The following is a 20,933-nucleotide window of genomic DNA, read 5'->3' as shown; positions in this document are numbered from 1 at the left end:
GCGGTTTTTCTCCTGGTGTATGCTTAACACAGTCAACATGCGTAAGGATGCTTTATGAAAATAGTAATCGCACCGGATTCCTATAAGGAAAGTTTGAGTGCGCTTGAAGTGGCAACGGCTATTGAGATGGGATTTCGTGAGATCTGGCCTGACGCGGATTACGTGAAGCTCCCGGTCGCCGACGGCGGTGAGGGAACGGTCGAAGCGATGGTTGCCGCAACACAAGGTCACCTTGTGCATGTTGATGTTACCGGCCCTTTGGGCAACACGATTCGGGCATTTTACGGTTTATCTGGTGATGAGCGTTCGGCGTTTATCGAAATGGCTGCCGCCAGTGGGCTGGAGCAAGTTCCCGTGGGGTTACGCGATCCGCTGAAAACCACTTCCTGGGGAACCGGGGAGTTAATCCGTCATGCGCTGGACGCTGGCGTTGAGCATATCATTATCGGGATTGGCGGCAGCGCCACCAATGATGGCGGCGCGGGGATGGTACAAGCGCTGGGAGCAAAATTGCTGAATGCGCAAGATAACGATATTGGCCATGGCGGTGCTGGCCTCGAATCGCTCTCGCGGATTGATATATCTCAGTTAGACCAGCGCCTTGCCGCGTGTCGTATTGAAGTGGCTTGCGATGTCACCAACCCGTTGACCGGTGAAGAGGGCGCTTCTGCGGTTTTTGGCCCGCAAAAGGGGGCGACGCCGGAGATGATTACCCGCCTCGATCGGGCGCTTTCGCACTATGCGCAGCTGATCGCTCGCGATCTGGACGTCAACGTGCTGGATCTGGCCGGCGGTGGTGCTGCTGGTGGTATGGGGGCGGCGCTGTATGCCTTCTGTGGCGCACAGCTACGCTGCGGTATTGAGATAGTGACGGATGCGTTACATCTTGACGCCTGCGTTGCGGATGCGGACTTAGTGGTTACTGGTGAAGGACGCATCGACAGCCAGACCATTCACGGTAAGGTTCCGGTTGGCGTGGCAAAAGTTGCAAAGCGTTATAACAAACCGGTGATTGGTATTGCTGGTAGCCTGACGGCCGATGTCGGTGTTGTGCATGAGCATGGGCTGGATGCAGTTTTCAGCGTTATCTATACCATTTGTACGCTGGATGAGGCGTTGAAGAACGCGAGTGAGAATGTCCGAATGACAGCGCGAAACGTGGCTGCGACGCTCAAAGCAGGGCAGCAATTACGTTGAATTTTCAGGCCGGATGCGGTGCTCATTCCGCATCCGGCGATTTTTACCCTAATAAGCGCTTTGCTTCACGGGCAACGTTATCCATTTCATCCAGAAGCTCTAAAAACTCAGGTTCCAGCTCTTCTTCTTTGGTCCCGCTACGTAATTGCTGCTCAATAAGCTGACACAGGTTTTTCATGCGGGGAACGCCGCTATAACCGCAGCTACCGTGCAGCTTATGGATCATATCCACCAGCCCTTCAGGGTTTTCACCGACCAGCTGTTCTTCAATTTTATTACGTACCTCGGGCAGAAAATCGAGCAGCATTTGCAGCATATCCCGCGCCAGATCGTTTTTACCTGCGGCTTGTCTTAATGCCAACTGCCAGTCGAGCGTGGTATTCGGATTGACGATCGGCTCAACGGGGTCAACGGCGAGCGCCCTAAGCGCTGCGCTTGCGCCGGGTTTATAGCGTAACAGCAGATTATGTAGCTTATCTTCCTCGATAGGCTTAGCCAGGTAATCGTTCATCCCGGCGCTGAGCAACTTCTCTTTCTGCCCGGCCATAGCATGCGCGGTGACCGCAATGACCGGCGTCTGTTGTTGATGAGGAAGCTGGTGGATCAGCTCGCAGGCGCGAATACCGTCCATGTCTGGCATCTGAATATCCATCAGGATCAGATCAAACTGCATCTGTTTGGCGCGATCCACTGCCTGGTGCCCGCTGTCGCAGAGCACAACTTGCTGCACTTTATCCTCCAGCAGTGCGCCAATAAGCTTGAGGTTCGCCGGGTTGTCGTCCACTGCCATGACGGTCATCGCGATTTTGCTCTCGTCTGACAACAGCGGATCTATGTTGTGGTTCAGTTGACAATACTCTGTCAATGCAGGCAGTAAACGGGTTGAGGTGAGCGGTTTCAACAGGCACGCCGCCGCGCCGCCCTGTTTCAATTTCTCGGCGTTAATTTGCGCATGGCAAGGCAAGGCCAGTAACAAAAAGTCGGTCATCGCCGCTGCGCTTGCCAGGCGCTCATGCTGCATGGTGAGCGGTTCGCGTAACGTGACCGGTACGCCAAGCAACAGAATATCGTAGTGATCCTTCGGCAGCCCAGAGAATGAAGGGCTGTAAATCACCTCCAGCGGCGTTTCACTCAAGATATCTAATGTGCATTGTGCTGCAGTGGCGTTAGGTTCGACGTAAGCCAGTCGCTTACCGGCCAGACAAAGCGTGGTTGAGCGATCAATGAGAACGTTAGGGTTGAGATCGAGGCTGATATGGAACCAGAACGTGGATCCCCGGTTCGGCTGACTGTGGAAGGAGATATCTCCGCCCATTTCATTGACCAGTTTTTGCGTAATGACCAGGCCCAGTCCGGTACCGCCGTGGCGGCGGGAAATACTGGCATCCGCCTGGCGGAAGGCCTGGAACAGGCGTGACTGATCGCGCTCGGGGATACCAATTCCGGTATCGCGGATTTGCACTTCAATTTGTACTTTTGTATTACTGAGCGCGCGTTTCTCGACCAATATATCGATATTACCGCCTTCGGTAAATTTGATGGCATTGCCGACCAGATTAGTGATCACCTGCTGTAAGCGCAGCGGATCGCCGATGACGTTGTCCGGTACGTCATTCTTAATATTCAGCGTCAGCTCAAGCCCTTTATCGTGGGATGAGTGCGCTAACAGCGTGACGACGTCATCGAGTGTGCTGCGCAGCGGGAATGGGATACTTTCCAGAATCAGCTTGCCCGCCTCAAGTTTGGAGAAGTCGAGCACATCATTGATGATGGCCAGCAGATTGTTGGCCGAGCGTTCAATCGTATTCAGGTGATCGCGCTGCGTGGAGTTGAGCTCGGTTTTTAGTGTCAGACGGGTGAAACCAATCACGCCATTGAGCGGGGTTCGCAGCTCGTGCGACATGTTAGCCAGAAACTCAGACTTAATACGCGCCGCTTCCTGGGCCCGCTTTTTAGCCAGATCCAGTTCGACGTTCTGGATTTCCATCTGTTCCAACGTTTCGCGCAGATCAGAGGTGGCCTGATCGATGTTGTGCTGCATCTCTTCATGGTAGGCCGCAAGTGACATCGCCATCGAGTTAATACCATTTTTGAGCATATCCAGCTCGCCCAGCATGAAACCCTCCACGCGGCTATCGAGCTGTCCTCGTCGTATTCGGTCAACGGTATTCACCATATTGCGAATCGGGCCGGTCACGTCGCGCATCAGGCGCCAGCCAAAAATTAACGCAATCCCGATACAAAACAGCATCATTACGCTGGAGATAAAAATCTCTTTATACTGCTGCAATCTTACTGACTTAAGGTCTAACTCCAGCGCCACGTATCCCAACATATTTTTGTCATTTTTCGCGTCGCTTAAGGCAGATTCATCCGGCGAATACCTTTCCGAGATAATCGGGGTGCGCAGGATCATGATATCTCCGAGTCGCGTGACGCTCAGCTTACGGGGAAACGGTGACCCGGTAGCCAGCTGCATTTCAGACGGATCGAGATGAAAATTGGATGTGACAAACAGTCGGTTATTTTCGTCATAGACAGAAATTGCCCGCACGATATCGGAATGGCGACGATGCAGTACGCTGATCAGTTGGCCGATGGATTCCCTGTTTTGCAGGTTCATGCCATATTCGCTTGAGACCGCGAGTGGCTCAATGATGCTGGCGCCAGCATCTTCCAGTTGACGCTGCAAGTCGTTATAGCGATGCACAACAAAAAAGATACTGAGCAGCAAACCAATCAGGACGGTCGGGGCCAGGATCAGAATCATCATGCGTGCACGCAGGCTGTAGTTGGTCATGGAGTTCCGTTATGGGACAATTAGGGTCACACTGTTAAAAAGAGACATATCTCGTCGATGGCGCAATTCTACTCTGCAAAACGACGCGTGACGACGCGTCAGATCATAACCGTTACCGTCAATGACCTCGATCCTTTTGGTCAGGGTGTTGCTCGCCATAACGGAAAGGCGTTGTTTATACCGGAATTGCTACCTCAGGAAAGCGCCGAGGTGGTGATTACCGAAGATAAAAAACAGTTCGCCCGCGCGCAAGTAAAACGACGTTTGAACAACAGCCCTGAGCGTGAAGTGCCTCGTTGCCCGCATTTTGGCGTGTGCGGTGGCTGCCAGCAACAGCATGCCAGCATCTCGTTACAGCAGCGTAGTAAAAGCGCGGCGTTGTCGCATTTAATGAAATGTGAAGTGTCGGATGTTATAGCTGATACGCCGTGGGGCTATCGTCGCCGTGCACGTTTGAGCCTGAGCTATCGGCCAAAAGAGCAAAAATTGCAGATGGGTTTTCGCAAATCCGGCTCTAACGACATTATCGATGTCAAACAATGCCCTGTTTTGGTGCCCCAGCTTGAGGCGCTATTGCCCCACATCAGGGCGTGCCTGGAAAGTCTACAAGGGTTACGCCATCTTGGGCATGTCGAACTGGTGCAGGCAGGGAGCGGAACCCTGATGATTTTGCGCCACACGGCGCCATTAAGTGCTGTGGATAAAGAAAAACTGGAATGCTTTTCGCATTCTCAGGGGCTGTCTTTGTTTCTGGCCCCGCAAAGCGAGATACTGGAATCAATATCAGAAGAATCGCCCTGGTATGATTCAAATGGACTACGGTTAACCTTCAGCCCGCGTGATTTTATTCAGGTCAATGAAGGGGTAAACCAGCAAATGGTGGCCCGAGCGTTGGAATGGCTCGATGTTCAACCAGGAGAGCGTGTGCTCGATCTGTTCTGCGGAATGGGCAATTTTACTCTGCCGCTGGCGACCCGAGCTGCAAGCGTGGTCGGCGTGGAAGGGGTACCGGCGCTGGTGGAAAAAGGCCGGGAAAATGCGCTGAATAACGGATTACACAATGTGACATTCTTTCATGAAAACCTTGAGGAAGATGTTACCCGGCAGCCTTGGGCTAAAAACGGATTCGACAAAGTTTTGCTCGATCCTGCGCGTGCGGGTGCTGCTGGTGTGATGCAACATATTATAAAATTAGAACCTATACGCGTTGTTTATGTATCCTGTAACCCGGCAACGCTGGCTCGTGACAGCGATGCTTTGCTCAATGCGGGATATGCCATCCGGCGGCTGGCGATGCTCGATATGTTCCCGCACACAGGACACCTGGAATCAATGGTCCTGTTTGAGCGTTTGTAATGAACTTAATACCCATTGGATTTCGGGTTGTAATGCTGTGTGAAAAACAATGGGTTCGGCTTGTCGACTTCGACAGGCCATGCCCCTTAAGGAGAGGACGATGGTTGCGGTAAGAAGTGCACATTTAAATAAAGCTGGTGAGTTTGATCCAAAGAAATGGATCGCGAGTCTGGGGATCTCCAGCCAGCAGTCGTGTGAACGCTTAGCCGAAACCTGGGCGTACTGCCTGCAGCAAACACAGGGGCATCCGGATGCAGAGCTGCTGCTGTGGCGTGGCGTGGAGATGGTAGAAATCCTCTCTATGTTGAGCATGGATATCGACACGTTGCGCGCAGCAATGCTTTTCCCTCTGGCTGATGCCAACGTCGTCAGTGAAGACATCCTGCGCGAGAGCGTGGGCAAATCCATTGTTCATCTTATCCACGGCGTGCGTGACATGGCGGCGATACGCCAGCTTAAAGCCACGCATACCGATTCAGTCTCTTCCGAGCAGGTCGATAACGTCCGCCGCATGCTGCTGGCTATGGTGGATGATTTCCGCTGTGTGGTCATCAAGCTGGCGGAGCGCATTGCTCATCTGCGTGAAGTGAAAGACGCACCGGAAGATGAACGCGTTCTGGCAGCAAAAGAGTGCACCAATATCTATGCCCCGCTGGCTAACCGGTTGGGTATTGGGCAGTTAAAATGGGAGCTGGAAGATTACTGCTTCCGTTATCTGCACCCGGCTGAATACAAACGTATTGCCAAGCTGCTGCATGAACGTCGTATCGATCGCGAACACTACATTGATGAATTCGTCGGTCATTTGCGCTCAGAGATGAAAACGGAAGGCGTCAAAGCCGAAGTTTACGGACGTCCGAAGCACATCTACAGCATCTGGCGCAAAATGCAGAAAAAACAGTTAGCCTTTGATGAACTGTTCGATGTGCGCGCGGTGCGTATCGTGGCGGAGCGTTTACAGGATTGCTACGCCGCGCTCGGAATAGTACATACTCACTATCGCCATCTGCCGGATGAGTTCGATGACTACGTCGCGAACCCGAAACCCAACGGCTACCAGTCAATCCATACGGTTGTGCTGGGGCCGGGCGGGAAAACCATTGAAATTCAGATCCGCACCAAACAGATGCACGAAGATGCCGAACTGGGCGTTGCTGCGCACTGGAAATACAAAGAGGGCACAGCCTCAGGCGCGGCACGCTCCGGTCATGAAGATCGTATCGCATGGCTGCGTAAACTGATCGCCTGGCAGGAAGAGATGGCTGATTCCGGCGAAATGCTGGATGAAGTCCGTAGCCAGGTCTTTGATGACCGGGTTTACGTCTTTACGCCGAAAGGCGACGTTGTAGATCTGCCTGCAGGCTCCACGCCGCTCGATTTTGCTTATCACATCCACAGCGATGTGGGCCATCGTTGCATTGGCGCGAAAATTGGCGGGCGCATCGTACCGTTTACTTACCAACTGCAGATGGGCGATCAAATTGAAATTATCACCCAGAAACAGCCAAACCCAAGCCGCGACTGGTTGAATCCTAACCTCGGCTACGTGACCACCAGTCGTGGGCGTTCGAAGATCCACGCCTGGTTCCGTAAACAGGATCGCGATAAAAATATCCTGGCGGGTCGCCAGATCCTCGACGATGAGCTGGCGCATTTAGGTATTAGCCTGAAAGAAGCGGAAAAGCACCTGCTGCCGCGCTACAGCTTCAATGAACTGGATGAGCTTCTGGCGGCGATTGGTGGAGGCGACATCCGCCTTAACCAGATGGTGAACTTCCTGCAGGCGCAGTTTAATAAGCCAAGCGCTGCAGAGCAGGATGCCGCCGCGCTGAAACAGCTTCAGCAGAAAACGCAAGCGCCGCAGAGCCGCCGTAAAGACGATGGTCGCGTGGTGGTTGAAGGGGTGGGTAATCTGATGCACCACATCGCTCGCTGTTGCCAGCCGATTCCAGGTGATGAAATTGTCGGGTTTATCACTCAAGGACGTGGTATTTCGGTCCACCGGGCGGATTGCGAACAGCTGAATGAACTGCGCTCGCATGCGCCGGAACGTATTGTTGACGCGGTTTGGGGCGAAAGCTACTCGGCAGGATATTCGCTGGTGGTTCGCGTCCAGGCTAACGATCGCAGCGGCTTGTTGCGTGATATCACCACTATTCTTGCCAACGAGAAGGTGAACGTGCTGGGCGTTGCCAGCCGGAGTGACACCAAACAACAGCTTGCCACCATCGATATGACCATCGAAATCTACAACCTGCAGGTGCTCGGACGCGTGCTCGGCAAGCTTAACCAGGTGCCGGATGTGATCGACGCACGCCGTCTGCACGGTAATTAATACGAACGTAGGCCGGATGGCGGCATAAATGCCTTATCCGGCCTACAGTTACTCAAATCTCCAGGATTGTCACATGAACCAAATCGATCGGCTGCTCGGTATAATGCAGCGCCTGCGTGATCCGGAAAACGGCTGTCCGTGGGACAAAGAGCAGACATTCGCCACTATTGCCCCTTACACTCTCGAAGAAACCTATGAAGTGCTGGACGCGATTGCGCGTGAAGACTTCGATGACCTGCGTGGAGAACTGGGTGACCTGCTGTTTCAGGTGGTATTTTATGCCCAGATGGCGCAGGAAGAAGGGCGCTTCAACTTTGATGATATCTGTGCAGCGATAAGCGATAAGCTTGAACGTCGCCACCCGCATGTTTTTGCTGATGTTTCTGCCAGTAACAGCACCGAGGTGCTAACCCGTTGGGAGCAAATCAAAACCGAAGAGCGCGCTGAGAAGGCACAGCATTCCGCACTCGACGATATTCCCCGTAGTTTACCGGCGTTAATGCGTGCACAAAAAATCCAGAAACGCTGCTCAAATGTTGGCTTCGACTGGAAAACATTAGGACCGGTTGTCGACAAGGTTTACGAAGAGATCGATGAAGTCATGTTTGAGGCGAGGCAGGCTGTTGTCGACCAGGCTAAACTGGAGGAGGAAATGGGCGATCTGCTGTTTGCCACGGTCAATATGGCGCGCCATTTAGGCACTAAAGCAGAGACCGCATTGCAAAAAGCGAACGAGAAATTTGAGCGACGTTTTCGTGAGGTTGAACGAATTGTGGCGGCTCGGGGTCTGGAAATGACTGGTGTTGATCTGGAAACTATGGAAGAAGTCTGGCAACAGGTAAAACGGCAGGAAATTGATCTCTAAGGGATTTCGTCGGTCAAGGGCGATTTGTGTGATTTTTTAAATAACAAGCGCTTGATTTACGTCAAAAACATTTACCCCAAAGGGGCTATTTTCTCACTCCCGATGTTAATGTGAGCCTGGTGAAGAGGAGGAATAATGAAAGTTTGTGGCGCTCGTCATGTTCGGGTATACTACTTTCCCGTCTTGGTAATTCCATCGTTTCACCCTAACTTCTCAGGTCCAGCATGACAACGAACTATATTTTTGTGACCGGCGGGGTCGTATCCTCTCTGGGAAAAGGCATTGCCGCAGCCTCCCTGGCAGCCATTCTTGAAGCCCGTGGCCTCAATGTGACCATGATGAAACTGGATCCGTACATCAACGTTGATCCAGGTACTATGAGCCCAATCCAACACGGGGAAGTGTTCGTTACCGAAGACGGCGCTGAAACCGACCTGGACCTGGGTCACTACGAGCGTTTCATTCGTACTAAAATGAGTCGCCGCAACAACTTCACCACGGGTCGTATTTACTCCGACGTTCTGCGTAAAGAACGCCGTGGCGACTACCTGGGCGCTACCGTTCAGGTTATCCCGCACATCACGAATGCCATTAAAGAACGCGTTCTGGAAGGCGGTGAAGGTCATGATGTTGTTCTGGTTGAAATCGGCGGAACCGTTGGGGATATCGAATCTCTGCCGTTCCTTGAAGCGATTCGCCAGATGGCCGTAGAAATTGGCCGCGAGCACACGCTGTTTATGCATCTGACGCTGGTTCCGTACATGGCGGCGGCAGGTGAAGTCAAAACTAAACCGACTCAGCACTCGGTAAAAGAGTTGCTTTCTATCGGTATTCAGCCAGATATCCTGATTTGTCGCTCCGATCGCGCAGTTCCGGCTAATGAACGTGCAAAAATTGCATTATTCTGTAACGTTCCGGAAAAAGCGGTGATTTCTCTGAAAGATGTCGATTCCATCTATAAAATTCCGGGCCTGTTGAAATCCCAGGGCCTTGACGATTATATTTGTAAACGATTCAGCTTGAACTGTCCGGAAGCTAATCTGTCAGAATGGGAACAGGTTATCTACGAAGAAGCGAATCCGGCAGGCGAAGTGACTATCGGTATGGTCGGCAAGTACATTGAACTGCCGGATGCCTATAAGTCAGTTATCGAGGCACTGAAGCACGGTGGTCTGAAGAATCGTGTCACCGTCAACATCAAGCTGATCGATTCGCAAGATGTCGAAACGCGCGGCGTTGAGATCCTGAAAGGTCTTGATGCAATCCTGATCCCAGGCGGCTTCGGCTACCGTGGTGTTGAAGGTAAAATCGCGACAGCGCGCTTTGCGCGTGAGAACAATATTCCTTATCTGGGCATTTGCCTGGGTATGCAGGTTGCGTTGATTGAGTTTGCACGTAACGTAGTGGGTATGGACAACGCCAACTCCACGGAATTTGTGCCAGACTGTAAGTATCCGGTGGTAGCTCTGATTACCGAATGGCGCGATGAAGACGGTAACGTCGAAGTCCGTACCGAGAAGAGCGATCTGGGCGGCACAATGCGCCTTGGCGCGCAGCAGTGTCAGTTGAGCGACGATAGCTTGGTTCGTCAACTGTACGGCGCGCCGACAATTGTTGAACGCCATCGCCACCGCTACGAAGTCAACAATATGCTGTTGAAACAGATTGAAGCTGCGGGTCTGCGTATTGCAGGCCGTTCCGGTGATGATCAGTTGGTCGAGATCATTGAGGTACCGAATCATCCGTGGTTCGTGGCCTGTCAGTTCCACCCGGAATTTACTTCCACGCCACGTGATGGACACCCGCTGTTTGCCGGCTTTGTGAAAGCCGCCAGTGAACATCAGAAGCGTCAGGCGAAGTAAGAAGTAAATAAGTTAGAACGGCAATGCACCCTTCAGGGTGCATTGTTTGTCTGGAGTTTTAGTTTAACTTGTACTGAGGAAAATCTAATGTCCAAAATCGTTAAAATCATCGGTCGTGAAATCATCGACTCCCGTGGTAACCCGACTGTTGAAGCCGAAGTACACCTGGAAGGTGGTTTCGTTGGTATGGCAGCAGCTCCGTCAGGTGCTTCTACTGGTTCCCGCGAAGCACTGGAACTGCGCGATGGCGACAAATCCCGTTTCATGGGTAAAGGCGTACTGAAAGCTGTTGCAGCTGTGAATGGCCCGATTGCTCAGGCTCTGCTGGGTAAAGATGCTAAAGATCAGGCTGGCATCGACAAGATCATGATCGATCTGGACGGTACTGAAAACAAATCCAACTTCGGTGCAAACGCCATCCTGGCTGTTTCTCTGGCTGCTGCTAAAGCTGCTGCCGCCGCTAAAGGCCTGCCGCTGTATGCTCACATCGCTGAACTGAACGGCACTCCGGGCAAATACTCCATGCCGGTTCCGATGATGAACATCATCAACGGTGGTGAGCACGCTGACAACAACGTCGACATCCAGGAATTCATGATTCAGCCTGTTGGCGCTAAAACCCTGAAAGAAGCTGTACGTATGGGTTCTGAAGTGTTCCACAACCTGGCTAAAGTTCTGAAAGCCAAAGGTATGAACACTGCAGTGGGTGACGAAGGCGGCTATGCGCCGAACCTGGGTTCCAACGCTGAAGCTCTGTCCGTAATCGCTGAAGCGGTTAAAGCAGCTGGCTACGAGCTGGGCAAAGACATTACTCTGGCGATGGACTGTGCAGCGTCTGAATTCTACAAAGACGGTAAATACGTTCTGGCTGGCGAAGGCAACAAAGCATTCACCTCTGAAGAATTCACTCACTTCCTGGAAGAACTGACCAAACAGTACCCGATCGTGTCCATCGAAGATGGTCTGGACGAGTCTGACTGGGATGGTTTTGCATACCAGACTAAAGTACTGGGCGACAAAATCCAGCTGGTTGGTGACGACCTGTTCGTAACCAACACCAAGATCCTGAAAGAAGGCATCGAAAAAGGCATCGTTAACTCCATTCTGATCAAATTCAACCAGATCGGTTCCCTGACCGAAACTCTGGCTGCGATCAAAATGGCGAAAGACGCTGGCTATACCGCTGTCATCTCTCACCGTTCTGGCGAAACTGAAGACGCTACCATCGCTGACCTGGCTGTTGGTACCGCTGCAGGCCAGATCAAAACCGGTTCTATGAGCCGTTCTGACCGCGTTGCTAAGTACAACCAGCTGATTCGTATCGAAGAAGCTCTGGGTGAACAAGCACCGTACAACGGTCGTAAAGAGATCAAAGGTCAGGCTTAATCCTGTTCTTTAGCTCTTAACGTAAAAACCCGCTGCGGCGGGTTTTTTTATGTCTTTAAAGCAGTAGCGGTAAGGTCGCGCTGGCGGTTTGCTGGCTCACATCACTGTACTTTTCATCCAGCGCAATCAGCGATGTGGTGAGCAGTTCTACCAACAGCATTACTCCCACTTTGGCGTTTAGCGCGCCAGCACTCAATGGACCTTCTGGTTTGGCTGCGACCAGTTGAATATCGCTCAGCGAGGCCAGCGGACTGCGTGGCGTATTACTCAGTGCCAGCACGCGCACGCCTTGCTTACGCGCCAGTTTTACGACGTGCAGCAGATCGCGGGTAGAGCCAGAACTGGATATCGCTACCACGAGCGTGTTTTTGCTAAGCGTAGTGGCATTCATGGCTGCGCGGTGCATGTCGCTGAACAGTTGCGCGGGTTTGCCCAGACGCAGGAGCTTGTAATGTAAATACTCCCCCAGAATGGCGCTGGCAGCCACGCCATAAATCTGTACCGACTGAGCCTGATGTAGCGCCAGAGCGGCAGCTTCCAGTAATGTCCTGTCGAGTAATTTTGCTGTGTCCTGCAGCGCTTGTACGGATTCATTGACTACATTGTCAATTTCATCACCGCTGTGCTCTACCGGCTGTTCTTGCTGGAGATCGAGCGCGAGCGCCATCTTAAATTCGTTGTAACCCTTACACCCCAGCGTACGGCACAGGCGTGTAACGCTTGCCTCGCTGGTATCGCTTTCGCGCGCCAGTTCGGTAATCGTCAGGTAGACAACTTTTGCCGGATCGCTGAGCACGAACTCACCCAGCTTTTGCTGTGTTCGGCTATATCCATCAACGCTCTGGCGCAATCTTAGCAGCAGGTTTTCATTTTCTGACATGCAAAATCCTTAATGCGTTTCTCTGCTGATAGTGTGGCGGAAAGCAGGGGAGAGATGCCAGTCATTTTAAAAAAGTATGATCGGCTTCCTGGTTTTTGATGATAATTTTCATTTTTAAAAATAAATATGGTAAAAATTTTCATCATTAATCGGGAGAGATGAAAAAATGATGCAAATGTTTAGCGGCGCCTCATCAGGGGCATGGTTTGAAAAAGCGCAACGGTTTGGCAAATCGTTCATGCTGCCGATTGCGGTATTGCCCGCTGCCGGATTGTTGTTAGGGATTGGTGGTGCGCTGTCGAATCCAAATACATTAACGGCTTATCCGTTTTTGGATGTCGACTGGTTGCAGGCAATCTTCACAATCATGACCAGTGCCGGTTCCATTGTGTTTGCCAATCTGTCGGTGCTCTTTGCGGTGGGTGTCGCGGTGGGGCTGGCGAAGACAGATAAAGGCACTGCCGGGCTCGCGGCGTTGCTGGCATTTCTGGTGATGAATGCCACCATCAACGCCTTATTGACGCTTAACGGAACGCTGGCACACGAGAATCCAGGTGCCGTAGGCCAGGGGATGACGTTGGGTATTCAGACGCTGGAAACGGGCGTATTTGGTGGGGTGGTGATTGGGCTTGTCACCTGCGCGCTGCATAGCCGTTTCAATAAAGTCTCGCTGCCTCAGTTTCTTGGTTTCTTCAGCGGCTCACGCTTTGTACCGATTATTAGCTCCCTTGCTGCGATAGTCGTGGGCGCCATCATGACGGTGGTCTGGCCGCATTTCCAGAAACTCATTTTTGGACTGGGTGGTCTGGTGGATGCGACCGGTTATCTGGGCACATTACTTTACGGCTTCATCTTGCGTATGCTTGGCCCACTGGGGTTACACCATATCTTTTATTTGCCGTTCTGGACTACAGCGCTTGGCGGGAGTGAAATCGTCAACGGCCAGTTGGTTGAAGGTACGCAGCGAATTTTCTTTGCCCAACTTGCCGATCCGAATACGCAGCAGTTCTATGCGGGTACCTCGCGCTTTATGTCCGGGCGCTTTATCACAATGATGTTCGGCCTGCTTGGCGCATGTCTTGCGATGTACCATACTGCAAAACCAGAGAATAGAAAGCTTGTCGCTGGACTATTGCTGTCAGCGGCGCTGACCTCTTTCCTGACAGGGATCACTGAGCCTATCGAGTTCTCCTTCCTGTTTGTCGCCCCCGTGTTATACGTCATTCACGCCTTTTTCGATGGTCTGGCGTTTATGATGGCGCATATTTTACATATCACCATCGGGCAAACCTTTTCGGGGGGACTTATCGATTTCCTACTTTTTGGCGTACTACAGGGGGAAGCTAAAACCAACTGGATGTACGTCCCCTTGGTGGGGATCCCGTGGTTCTTCCTTTACTACTTCACCTTCCGCTATTTGATTAACCGCTTTAACTGGCTGACGCCTGGCCGTGAAAACGTAACCCCGATTGAATCCGGTCTGCCGCAAACTGAACGCGCAGCGGCAGTCATCGCCGGGCTGGGAGGCAAAGAGAATCTGGAAGAGGTGGACTGTTGCGCCACGCGCTTACGTGTGACGGTGAAAGAGAGCAGCAAGGTAGATGAAGCTGCGCTGAAAGCGACCGGAGCGTGTGGTGTAATTATTCGCGGCAACGGTGTTCAGGTGATTTATGGCCCGCATGTCACCATCATTAAAAACGAAGTCGAAGAGATCTTATCGTAATGAAAACTGTACTGGATTCCCTGAAAGGTAAATTAATCGTCTCCTGCCAGGCGCTGGAAAATGAGCCCCTGCACAGTCCGTTTATTATGTCGCGTATGGCGCTGGCGGCAGCGCAGGGCGGCGCGGTAGGTATTCGTGCGAACAGCGTGGTGGATATTCGCGCGATCAAAGAGAGCGTCTCCCTGCCGGTGATTGGGATTATCAAGCGCGATTATCCGGGCAGTGATGTGTTTATCACGGCCACGCTCCAGGAAGTGGACGAGCTGATGACCGTTGAGCCGGAGATTATTGCTCTGGATGCGACAGCGCGCCTGCGCCCTGGTGGACAAACGCTGGAAGAATTAGTTATGCAAATCCGCGCTCGCTACCCGTCTGTGCTGCTGATGGCGGATATCGCCACAATAGACGAGGCTGCGACAGCCGAACGTTTGGGTTTTGACTGCGTCGGCACCACGCTCTATGGCTATACCGCAGACACTGCCGGACATGTGCTGGCGGAAAACGACTGCGGTTTTTTGCGTGAGGTATTGGCGGCGGTCAGCGTGCCTGTTGTGGCAGAAGGAAACGTCGATACTCCGGAACGTGCCGCACGATGCCTGGCATTAGGCGCCCATACCGTAGTGGTTGGGGGGGCTATCACGCGTCCGCAGCAGATAACGGCGCGCTTTGTCGCGGCGATCGCCTCGTAAAGCATCGATGGGGCATGATACTTTGGCGGGGATCTGCGATAATTATCGTTTATCCCCATATTGAGAGCGCTATGCAGTACCCGATTAACGAGATGTTCCAGATCCTGCAAGGTGAGGGTTACTTTACCGGCGTCCCCGCCATTTTTATTCGTTTACAGGGATGCCCGGTTGGCTGTGCCTGGTGCGATACCAAACACACCTGGGATAAGCTTGAGGATCGGGAAGTTTCCCTGTACAGCATCCTGGCTAAGACCAAAGAGAGCGATAAATGGGGGGCGGCGAGCAGTGAAGATCTGCTGGCGGTCATTCAGCGCCAGGGCTATACCGCCCGTCATGTGGTGATAACCGGTGGTGAGCCCTGCATTCATGACCTGATGCCGCTGACTGATCTGCTGGAAAAGAACGGCTTTAGTTGCCAGATTGAAACCAGCGGTACCCACGAAGTGCGCTGTACGCCGAATTCCTGGGTGACTGTATCACCGAAGGTAAATATGCGTGGCGGCTATGATGTGCTGTCACAGGCGCTGGAGCGCGCGAATGAAATCAAACATCCGGTTGGTCGCGTTCGCGATATTGAAGCGCTGGATGAACTGTTGGCAACGTTGAGCGACGACAAACCGCGCATCATTGCCTTGCAGCCAATCAGTCAGAAAGAAGATGCGACGCGTTTATGTATTGAAACCTGTATTGCGCGCAACTGGCGTCTGTCGATGCAGACTCATAAGTATCTGAATATAGCCTGATAATTCTGCCGGGGGATTTCACTTACCCGGCCACAGTTTGCTGGTCATTACAGACCGGATAAGACCGCGATGCGTCCCTATCCGGTAATACTACAATCACTCGCTGCGATACACGCAGCCCGCTGTGCAGGTCTCTTTCACCATTACGGCACTCAGCAGAGGGACAATCGGTTTAACCTGATCCCAAATCCATTTTGCCAGCACTTCACTGGTTGGGTTTTCTAGGCCAGGAATATCGTTCAGATAATAGTGATCGAGTCTGTCGTAGGTCGGCTTAAACGCCGCTTTTAACTCAGAAAAATCCATGATCCAACCGGTATGCGGATCGACTTCACCGGTAATTTCAAGACGCACCATAAATGAGTGACCATGCAGGCGACCACATTTATGCCCTTCTGGTACATGTGGCAGGCGATGAGCGGCTTCGAAGGTGAAATCTTTAAACAAGGTGGTGGACATTTTTTACTCTCAAGAATGCGAAAAACCGCCGTAGGGTACCGTAAAGTACAATTTTTATCATTAGTTAAAAGGGCGCTAAGCATCAGAACGCTATATTTACGCTGTTAATGTTTAATAACTTTTTAAATATCATATAGTTATTAAATCGTTTTTGTCGTTAATGACTATAACTAAAACAGGTTAGTCCATTTGGTTATTTGTTATTTCTATCCCTTCTTTAATTGTTACTATCCCCGCCGTTAACCTTATCTTCAGTTTGGGTTTTATTGCTGAAATCCGCTTTGCTTACTGGAACATGACAACGCATGACGACACAGGCCCCACCTTCCGCTTTGCTACCGCTAAACCCGGAGCAACTGGCACGCCTTCAGGCAGCCACGACTGACTTCACTCCCGCACAGCTCGCGTGGGTTTCTGGCTATTTCTGGGGCGTGCTGAATCAGCAGCCAGGCAGCAATGCGGTGGCACCAGCGCCTGCCGCTCAAATGCCTGGTATTACGCTTATCTCCGCCTCGCAAACCGGTAATGCGCGTCGAGTGGCGGAAGCCCTGCGTGATGATCTTATCGCTGCGAAGCTCAATGTCACTCTGATCAACGCTGGCGACTATAAATTCAAACAAATCGCCAATGAAAAACTGCTGATCGTGGTGGCATCGACGCAAGGGGAAGGTGAACCGGCGGAAGAAGCCGTGGCGTTGCATAAATATCTGTTCTCGAAAAAAGCGCCGAAGCTTGAGAACACTGCTTTTGCCGTGTTTGGTTTGGGCGATACCTCCTATGAATTCTTCTGCCAGGCCGGTAAAGATTTCGACAGTAAACTGGCTGAACTGGGCGGTGAGCGTCTGCTGGATCGGGTGGATGCTGATGTCGAATACCTGGTCGCTGCCGCGCAGTGGCGCGAGCGTCTGGTTGAGGTTCTGAAAGCGCGTGCGCCGGCTGTACCGTCTGTGCAAGTTGCGGCGAGCGGTGCGGTAAACGAAGTTCACACCAGCCCATATACCAAAGAAGCGCCGCTGGCGGCGTCACTTGCGGTGAATCAGAAAATCACCGGTCGCGACTCACTAAAAGATGTGCGCCATATCGAAATCGATCTCGGCGATTCCGGTCTGCGCTATCAGCCCGGCGACGCGCTGGGCGTGTGGTATCAGAACGATCCCGCGCTGGTCAAAGAGCTGGTTGAATTGCTGTGGCTGAAGGGCGATGAACCGGTAACGGTTAATGGCAAAACGCTGCCTCTGGCCGAAGCGCTGCAGTGGCATTTCGAGCTGACGGTCAACACTGCAAATATCGTGGAAAACTACGCCACGCTGACGCGCAGTGAGTCGCTGCTGCCGCTGGTGGGCGATAAAACGCAATTGCAGCATTACGCCGCGACCACGCCAATCGTTGATATGATGCGTTTCTCCCCGGCACAACTGGACGCTCAGACGTTAGTTGATCTTTTGCGCCCGCTGACCCCGCGTTTGTACTCCATTGCTTCCTCCCAGGCGGAAGTCGAAAGTGAAGTGCATGTGACTGTCGGCGTAGTGCGTTACGACATTGAGGGGCGCGCCCGCGCTGGCGGTGCCTCCAGCTTCCTCGCCGACCGCGTGGAAGAAGAAGGTGAAGTTCGCGTGTTCATTGAACACAACGACAACTTCCGTTTGCCGGCAAACCCGCAGACACCGGTGATTATGATTGGCCCGGGTACGGGAATTGCACCGTTCCGCGCCTTTATGCAGCAACGTGCGGCCGATGGCGCGGAAGGTAAAAACTGGTTGTTCTTCGGCAACCCGCATTTCACCGAAGATTTCCTCTACCAGGTTGAATGGCAGCGCTACGTCAAAGAGGGCGTGTTGAGCCGGATCGATCTCGCCTGGTCTCGCGATCAAAAAGAAAAAATCTACGTACAAGACAAACTGCGCGAACAGGGCGCGGAACTGTGGCGCTGGATTAACGACGGTGCCCACATTTATGTCTGCGGCGACGCCAATCGCATGGCGAAAGACGTTGAGCAGGCGTTGCTGGAAGTGATTGCTGAATTCGGTGCAATGGATATCGAAGCGGCGGATGAATTTTTAAGTGAGCTGCGCATTGAGCGCCGTTATCAGCGAGATGTCTACTAATGAGCGAAAAACACCCAGGGCCTTTGGTGGTCGAAGGCAAACTGACTGACGCCGAGCGCATGAAGCGTGAAAGTAATTTCCTGCGCGGCACCATCGCGGAAGATCTCAACGACGGTCTCACCGGCGGTTTCCACGGCGATAACTTCCTGCTGATCCGTTTCCACGGTATGTACCAGCAGGACGACCGCGATATTCGTGCCGAACGTGCCGAGCAGAAGCTGGAGCCGCGCCACGCGATGCTACTGCGCTGCCGTTTGCCGGGCGGGGTGATCACTCCAACCCAGTGGAAGGCCATCGACAAATTTGCCGCGGATAACACCATTTACGGCAGCATCCGTCTGACTAACCGTCAGACCTTCCAGTTTCACGGCATTCTGAAGAAGAACGTCAAGCCGGTGCATCAGATGCTGCATTCGGTCGGGCTGGACGCACTGGCGACCGCCAACGACATGAACCGTAACGTGCTGTGCACCTCTAACCCATATGAGTCGCAGCTGCATGCGGAAGCCTACGAGTGGGCGAAGAAAATTTCTGAACATCTGCTGCCGCGCACGCGCGCCTATGCGGAGATCTGGCTCGATCAGGAAAAAGTTGCTACTACCGATGAAGAACCGATCCTCGGGGCGACCTATCTGCCGCGTAAGTTTAAAACCACGGTGGTGATCCCGCCGCAGAACGATATCGATCTGCACGCCAACGACATGAACTTCGTGGCGATTGCCGAAAACGGCAAGCTGGTAGGCTTTAACCTGCTGGTCGGCGGCGGTCTCTCAATCGAGCACGGCAACAAGAAAACCTATGCCCGCACCGCGAGCGAATTCGGCTTCCTGCCGCTGGAGCACACCCTGGCGGTGGCAGAAGCGGTGGTCACGACTCAGCGCGATTGGGGTAACCGTACCGACCGTAAAAACGCTAAAACCAAATACACCCTTGAGCGCGTCGGCGTCGATACCTTCAAGGAAGAAGTTGAGCGTCGCGCGGGGATCAAATTTGAGCCGATCCGCCCGTACGAGTTCACTGGCCGCGGCGATCGCATCGGTTGGGTGAAAGGGATCGACAATAACTGGCACCTGACGTTGTTTATTGAAAATGGCCGTATTCTGGATTATCCAGGCCGTCCGCTGAAAACGGGGCTGCTGGAGATCGCGAAGATCCACAAAGGCGATTTCCGCATCACTGCCAACCAGAACTTGATCATCGCTGGCGTACCGGAAAGCCAGAAGACGAAGGTAGAGAAGCTGGCGCGCGATCATGGACTGATGAATGCGGTAAAACCGCAGCGTGAAAACTCGATGGCCTGCGTGTCGTTCCCGACTTGTCCGCTGGCGATGGCCGAAGCCGAACGCTTCCTGCCATCGTTCACGGATAAAGTGGAAGCGATTCTGGAAAAACACGGCATTCCCGACGAGCATATCGTGATGCGCGTTACCGGTTGTCCGAACGGCTGCGGCCGCGCGATGCTGGCGGAACTGGGGCTGGTGGGGAAAGCGCCGGGTCGCTATAACCTGCATCTGGGCGGCAACCGTATCGGCACACGTATTCCGCGTATGTTCCGCGAGAACATCACCGAGCCGGAAATTCTTGATTCCATCGATGAGCTTGTCGGGCGCTGGGCGAAAGAGCGCGAAGCGGGTGAAGGCTTCGGTGACTTTACGGTGCGTGCGGGCATTATTCGCCCGGTGCTCGATCCAGCGCGGGATTTCTGGGAATAATGTGAATTGCCGGATGGCGCGCTTATCAGACCTACAGACCTGCTACGCGCGCCATTTGGCAAGGCAAACAGCGAGGAACTTATGTCCAAACTCGATCTCAACGCGTTGAACGACCTGCCAAAAGTCGAGCGCGTGCTGGCGCTGGCCGAAACCAACGCCGAACTGGAAAAACTGAGTGCCGAGGATCGCGTGGCGTGGGCGCTGGAAAACCTGCCAGGTGAATATGTGCTGTCATCAAGCTTCGGTATTCAGGCAGCAGTGAGTCTGCATCTGGTGAATCAGATCCGCCCGGATATCCCGGTGATCCTGACCGATACCGGCTACCTGTTCCCTGAAACCTACCAGTTTATTGACGAGTTAATGGACAAACTCAAGCTGAATCTCCAGGTTTATCGCGCGAAAGAGAGCGCCGCCTGGCAGGAAGCACGTTACGGTAAGCTGTGGGAACAGGGCGTTGAAGGCATTGAAAAATACAATGACATCAACAAAGTCGAGCCGATGAACCGGGCGCTACAGGAACTCGACGCGCAAACCTGGTTTGCTGGTTTGCGTCGCGAACAGTCCGGCAGTCGTGCGCATTTGCCGGTGTTGGCTATTCAGCGTGGCGTGTTTAAAGTGCTGCCGATTATCGACTGGGACAACCGTACGGTTTACCAGTATCTGCAAAAGCACGGCCTGAAATACCATCCGCTGTGGGACCAGGGCTATCTGTCAGTCGGCGATACGCATACCACCCGCAAATGGGAGCCGGGAATGGCGGAAGAAGATACGCGGTTCTTTGGGCTCAAGCGCGAGTGCGGGCTGCACGAAGGATGACAGCT

General features: G+C 52.9%; 15 protein-coding genes. 12 read left to right on the top strand and 3 right to left on the bottom strand.

Features of this window, described 5'->3' with window-relative positions:
- Positions 1-54 precede the first annotated feature (54 nt).
- A complete protein-coding gene (locus ACU8YC_RS14750; protein ID WP_151224275.1) occupies positions 55-1,197 on the top strand; it encodes a glycerate kinase in 1,143 nt (380 codons plus the stop codon).
- A 43-nt stretch (positions 1,198-1,240) separates the two neighbouring features.
- Here ACU8YC_RS14750 and barA read toward each other — a convergent pair whose 3' ends face one another.
- Positions 1,241-3,997: a two-component sensor histidine kinase BarA gene (barA, locus tag ACU8YC_RS14745; protein WP_210905322.1), complete on the bottom strand. Its 2,757-nt coding sequence runs from the start codon at positions 3,995-3,997 to the stop codon at positions 1,241-1,243.
- 57 nt (positions 3,998-4,054) lie between these two features.
- Between barA and rlmD the strand changes: the two genes are divergently transcribed.
- From rlmD to eno, 5 genes are all read left to right on the top strand, one after another.
- On the top strand, positions 4,055-5,353 hold the full coding sequence (gene rlmD, locus ACU8YC_RS14740; protein ID WP_210905321.1) for a 23S rRNA (uracil(1939)-C(5))-methyltransferase RlmD: 1,299 nt from the start codon (positions 4,055-4,057) through the stop codon (positions 5,351-5,353).
- Positions 5,354-5,453: 100 nt separating this feature from the next.
- On the top strand, positions 5,454-7,688 hold the full coding sequence (gene relA / locus ACU8YC_RS14735; RefSeq protein ID WP_151218250.1) for a GTP diphosphokinase: 2,235 nt from the start codon (positions 5,454-5,456) through the stop codon (positions 7,686-7,688).
- A 73-nt stretch (positions 7,689-7,761) separates the two neighbouring features.
- A complete protein-coding gene (mazG, locus tag ACU8YC_RS14730; RefSeq protein ID WP_151218249.1) occupies positions 7,762-8,553 on the top strand; it encodes a nucleoside triphosphate pyrophosphohydrolase in 792 nt (263 codons plus the stop codon).
- Positions 8,554-8,777: 224 nt separating this feature from the next.
- Complete coding sequence (gene pyrG, locus ACU8YC_RS14725) at positions 8,778-10,415, top strand: glutamine hydrolyzing CTP synthase (protein WP_003034127.1); 1,638 nt, start codon at positions 8,778-8,780, stop codon at positions 10,413-10,415.
- An 87-nt stretch (positions 10,416-10,502) separates the two neighbouring features.
- Positions 10,503-11,801: a phosphopyruvate hydratase gene (eno, locus tag ACU8YC_RS14720; protein ID WP_151218248.1), complete on the top strand. Its 1,299-nt coding sequence runs from the start codon at positions 10,503-10,505 to the stop codon at positions 11,799-11,801.
- Positions 11,802-11,856: 55 nt separating this feature from the next.
- On the opposite strand, the gene ACU8YC_RS14715 is transcribed toward eno, so the two are convergent.
- Positions 11,857-12,681: a MurR/RpiR family transcriptional regulator gene (locus ACU8YC_RS14715; RefSeq protein ID WP_151218247.1), complete on the bottom strand. Its 825-nt coding sequence runs from the start codon at positions 12,679-12,681 to the stop codon at positions 11,857-11,859.
- Between the two features lie 166 nt (positions 12,682-12,847).
- Here ACU8YC_RS14715 and ACU8YC_RS14710 point away from each other — a divergent pair, with 166 nt between their 5' ends.
- The 3 genes from ACU8YC_RS14710 (at position 12,848) to queE (ending at position 15,836) form a co-directional block, all read left to right on the top strand.
- Positions 12,848-14,404, top strand: a complete 1,557-nt coding sequence (locus tag ACU8YC_RS14710) for a maltose/glucose-specific PTS transporter subunit IIC (RefSeq protein WP_446895486.1) — start codon at positions 12,848-12,850, stop codon at positions 14,402-14,404.
- Positions 14,404-15,093, top strand: a complete 690-nt coding sequence (locus tag ACU8YC_RS14705) for an N-acetylmannosamine-6-phosphate 2-epimerase (protein WP_210905319.1) — start codon at positions 14,404-14,406, stop codon at positions 15,091-15,093. Before ACU8YC_RS14710 ends, ACU8YC_RS14705 begins: the two co-directional genes overlap by 1 nt.
- Before the next feature lie 71 nt (positions 15,094-15,164).
- Positions 15,165-15,836, top strand: coding sequence for a 7-carboxy-7-deazaguanine synthase QueE (gene queE, locus ACU8YC_RS14700; protein WP_446895485.1), 672 nt, complete (start codon positions 15,165-15,167; stop codon positions 15,834-15,836).
- Positions 15,837-15,932: 96 nt separating this feature from the next.
- On the opposite strand, the gene queD is transcribed toward queE, so the two are convergent.
- Entirely contained in the window at positions 15,933-16,295 is a 363-nt protein-coding gene (queD, locus tag ACU8YC_RS14695) for a 6-carboxytetrahydropterin synthase QueD (protein WP_446895484.1), read from the bottom strand.
- Between the two features lie 305 nt (positions 16,296-16,600).
- Here queD and cysJ point away from each other — a divergent pair, with 305 nt between their 5' ends.
- From cysJ to cysH, 3 genes are all read left to right on the top strand, one after another.
- Positions 16,601-18,400, top strand: coding sequence for an NADPH-dependent assimilatory sulfite reductase flavoprotein subunit (cysJ, locus tag ACU8YC_RS14690; RefSeq protein WP_446895483.1), 1,800 nt, complete (start codon positions 16,601-16,603; stop codon positions 18,398-18,400).
- Entirely contained in the window at positions 18,400-20,112 is a 1,713-nt protein-coding gene (cysI, locus tag ACU8YC_RS14685) for an assimilatory sulfite reductase (NADPH) hemoprotein subunit (protein WP_151218234.1), read from the top strand. Before cysJ ends, cysI begins: the two co-directional genes overlap by 1 nt.
- An 81-nt stretch (positions 20,113-20,193) precedes the next feature.
- Positions 20,194-20,928 (top strand): phosphoadenosine phosphosulfate reductase, encoded by a 735-nt coding sequence (cysH, locus tag ACU8YC_RS14680; RefSeq protein ID WP_446895482.1) that lies wholly within the window; start codon positions 20,194-20,196, stop codon positions 20,926-20,928.
- The last annotated feature ends 5 nt before the right edge of the window (positions 20,929-20,933 follow it).

Source organism: Citrobacter sp. VF227 (assembly GCF_052950715.1).
Note: the sequence above shows the minus strand (reverse complement) of the source record. Positions and strands in the feature narration are given on the sequence as shown.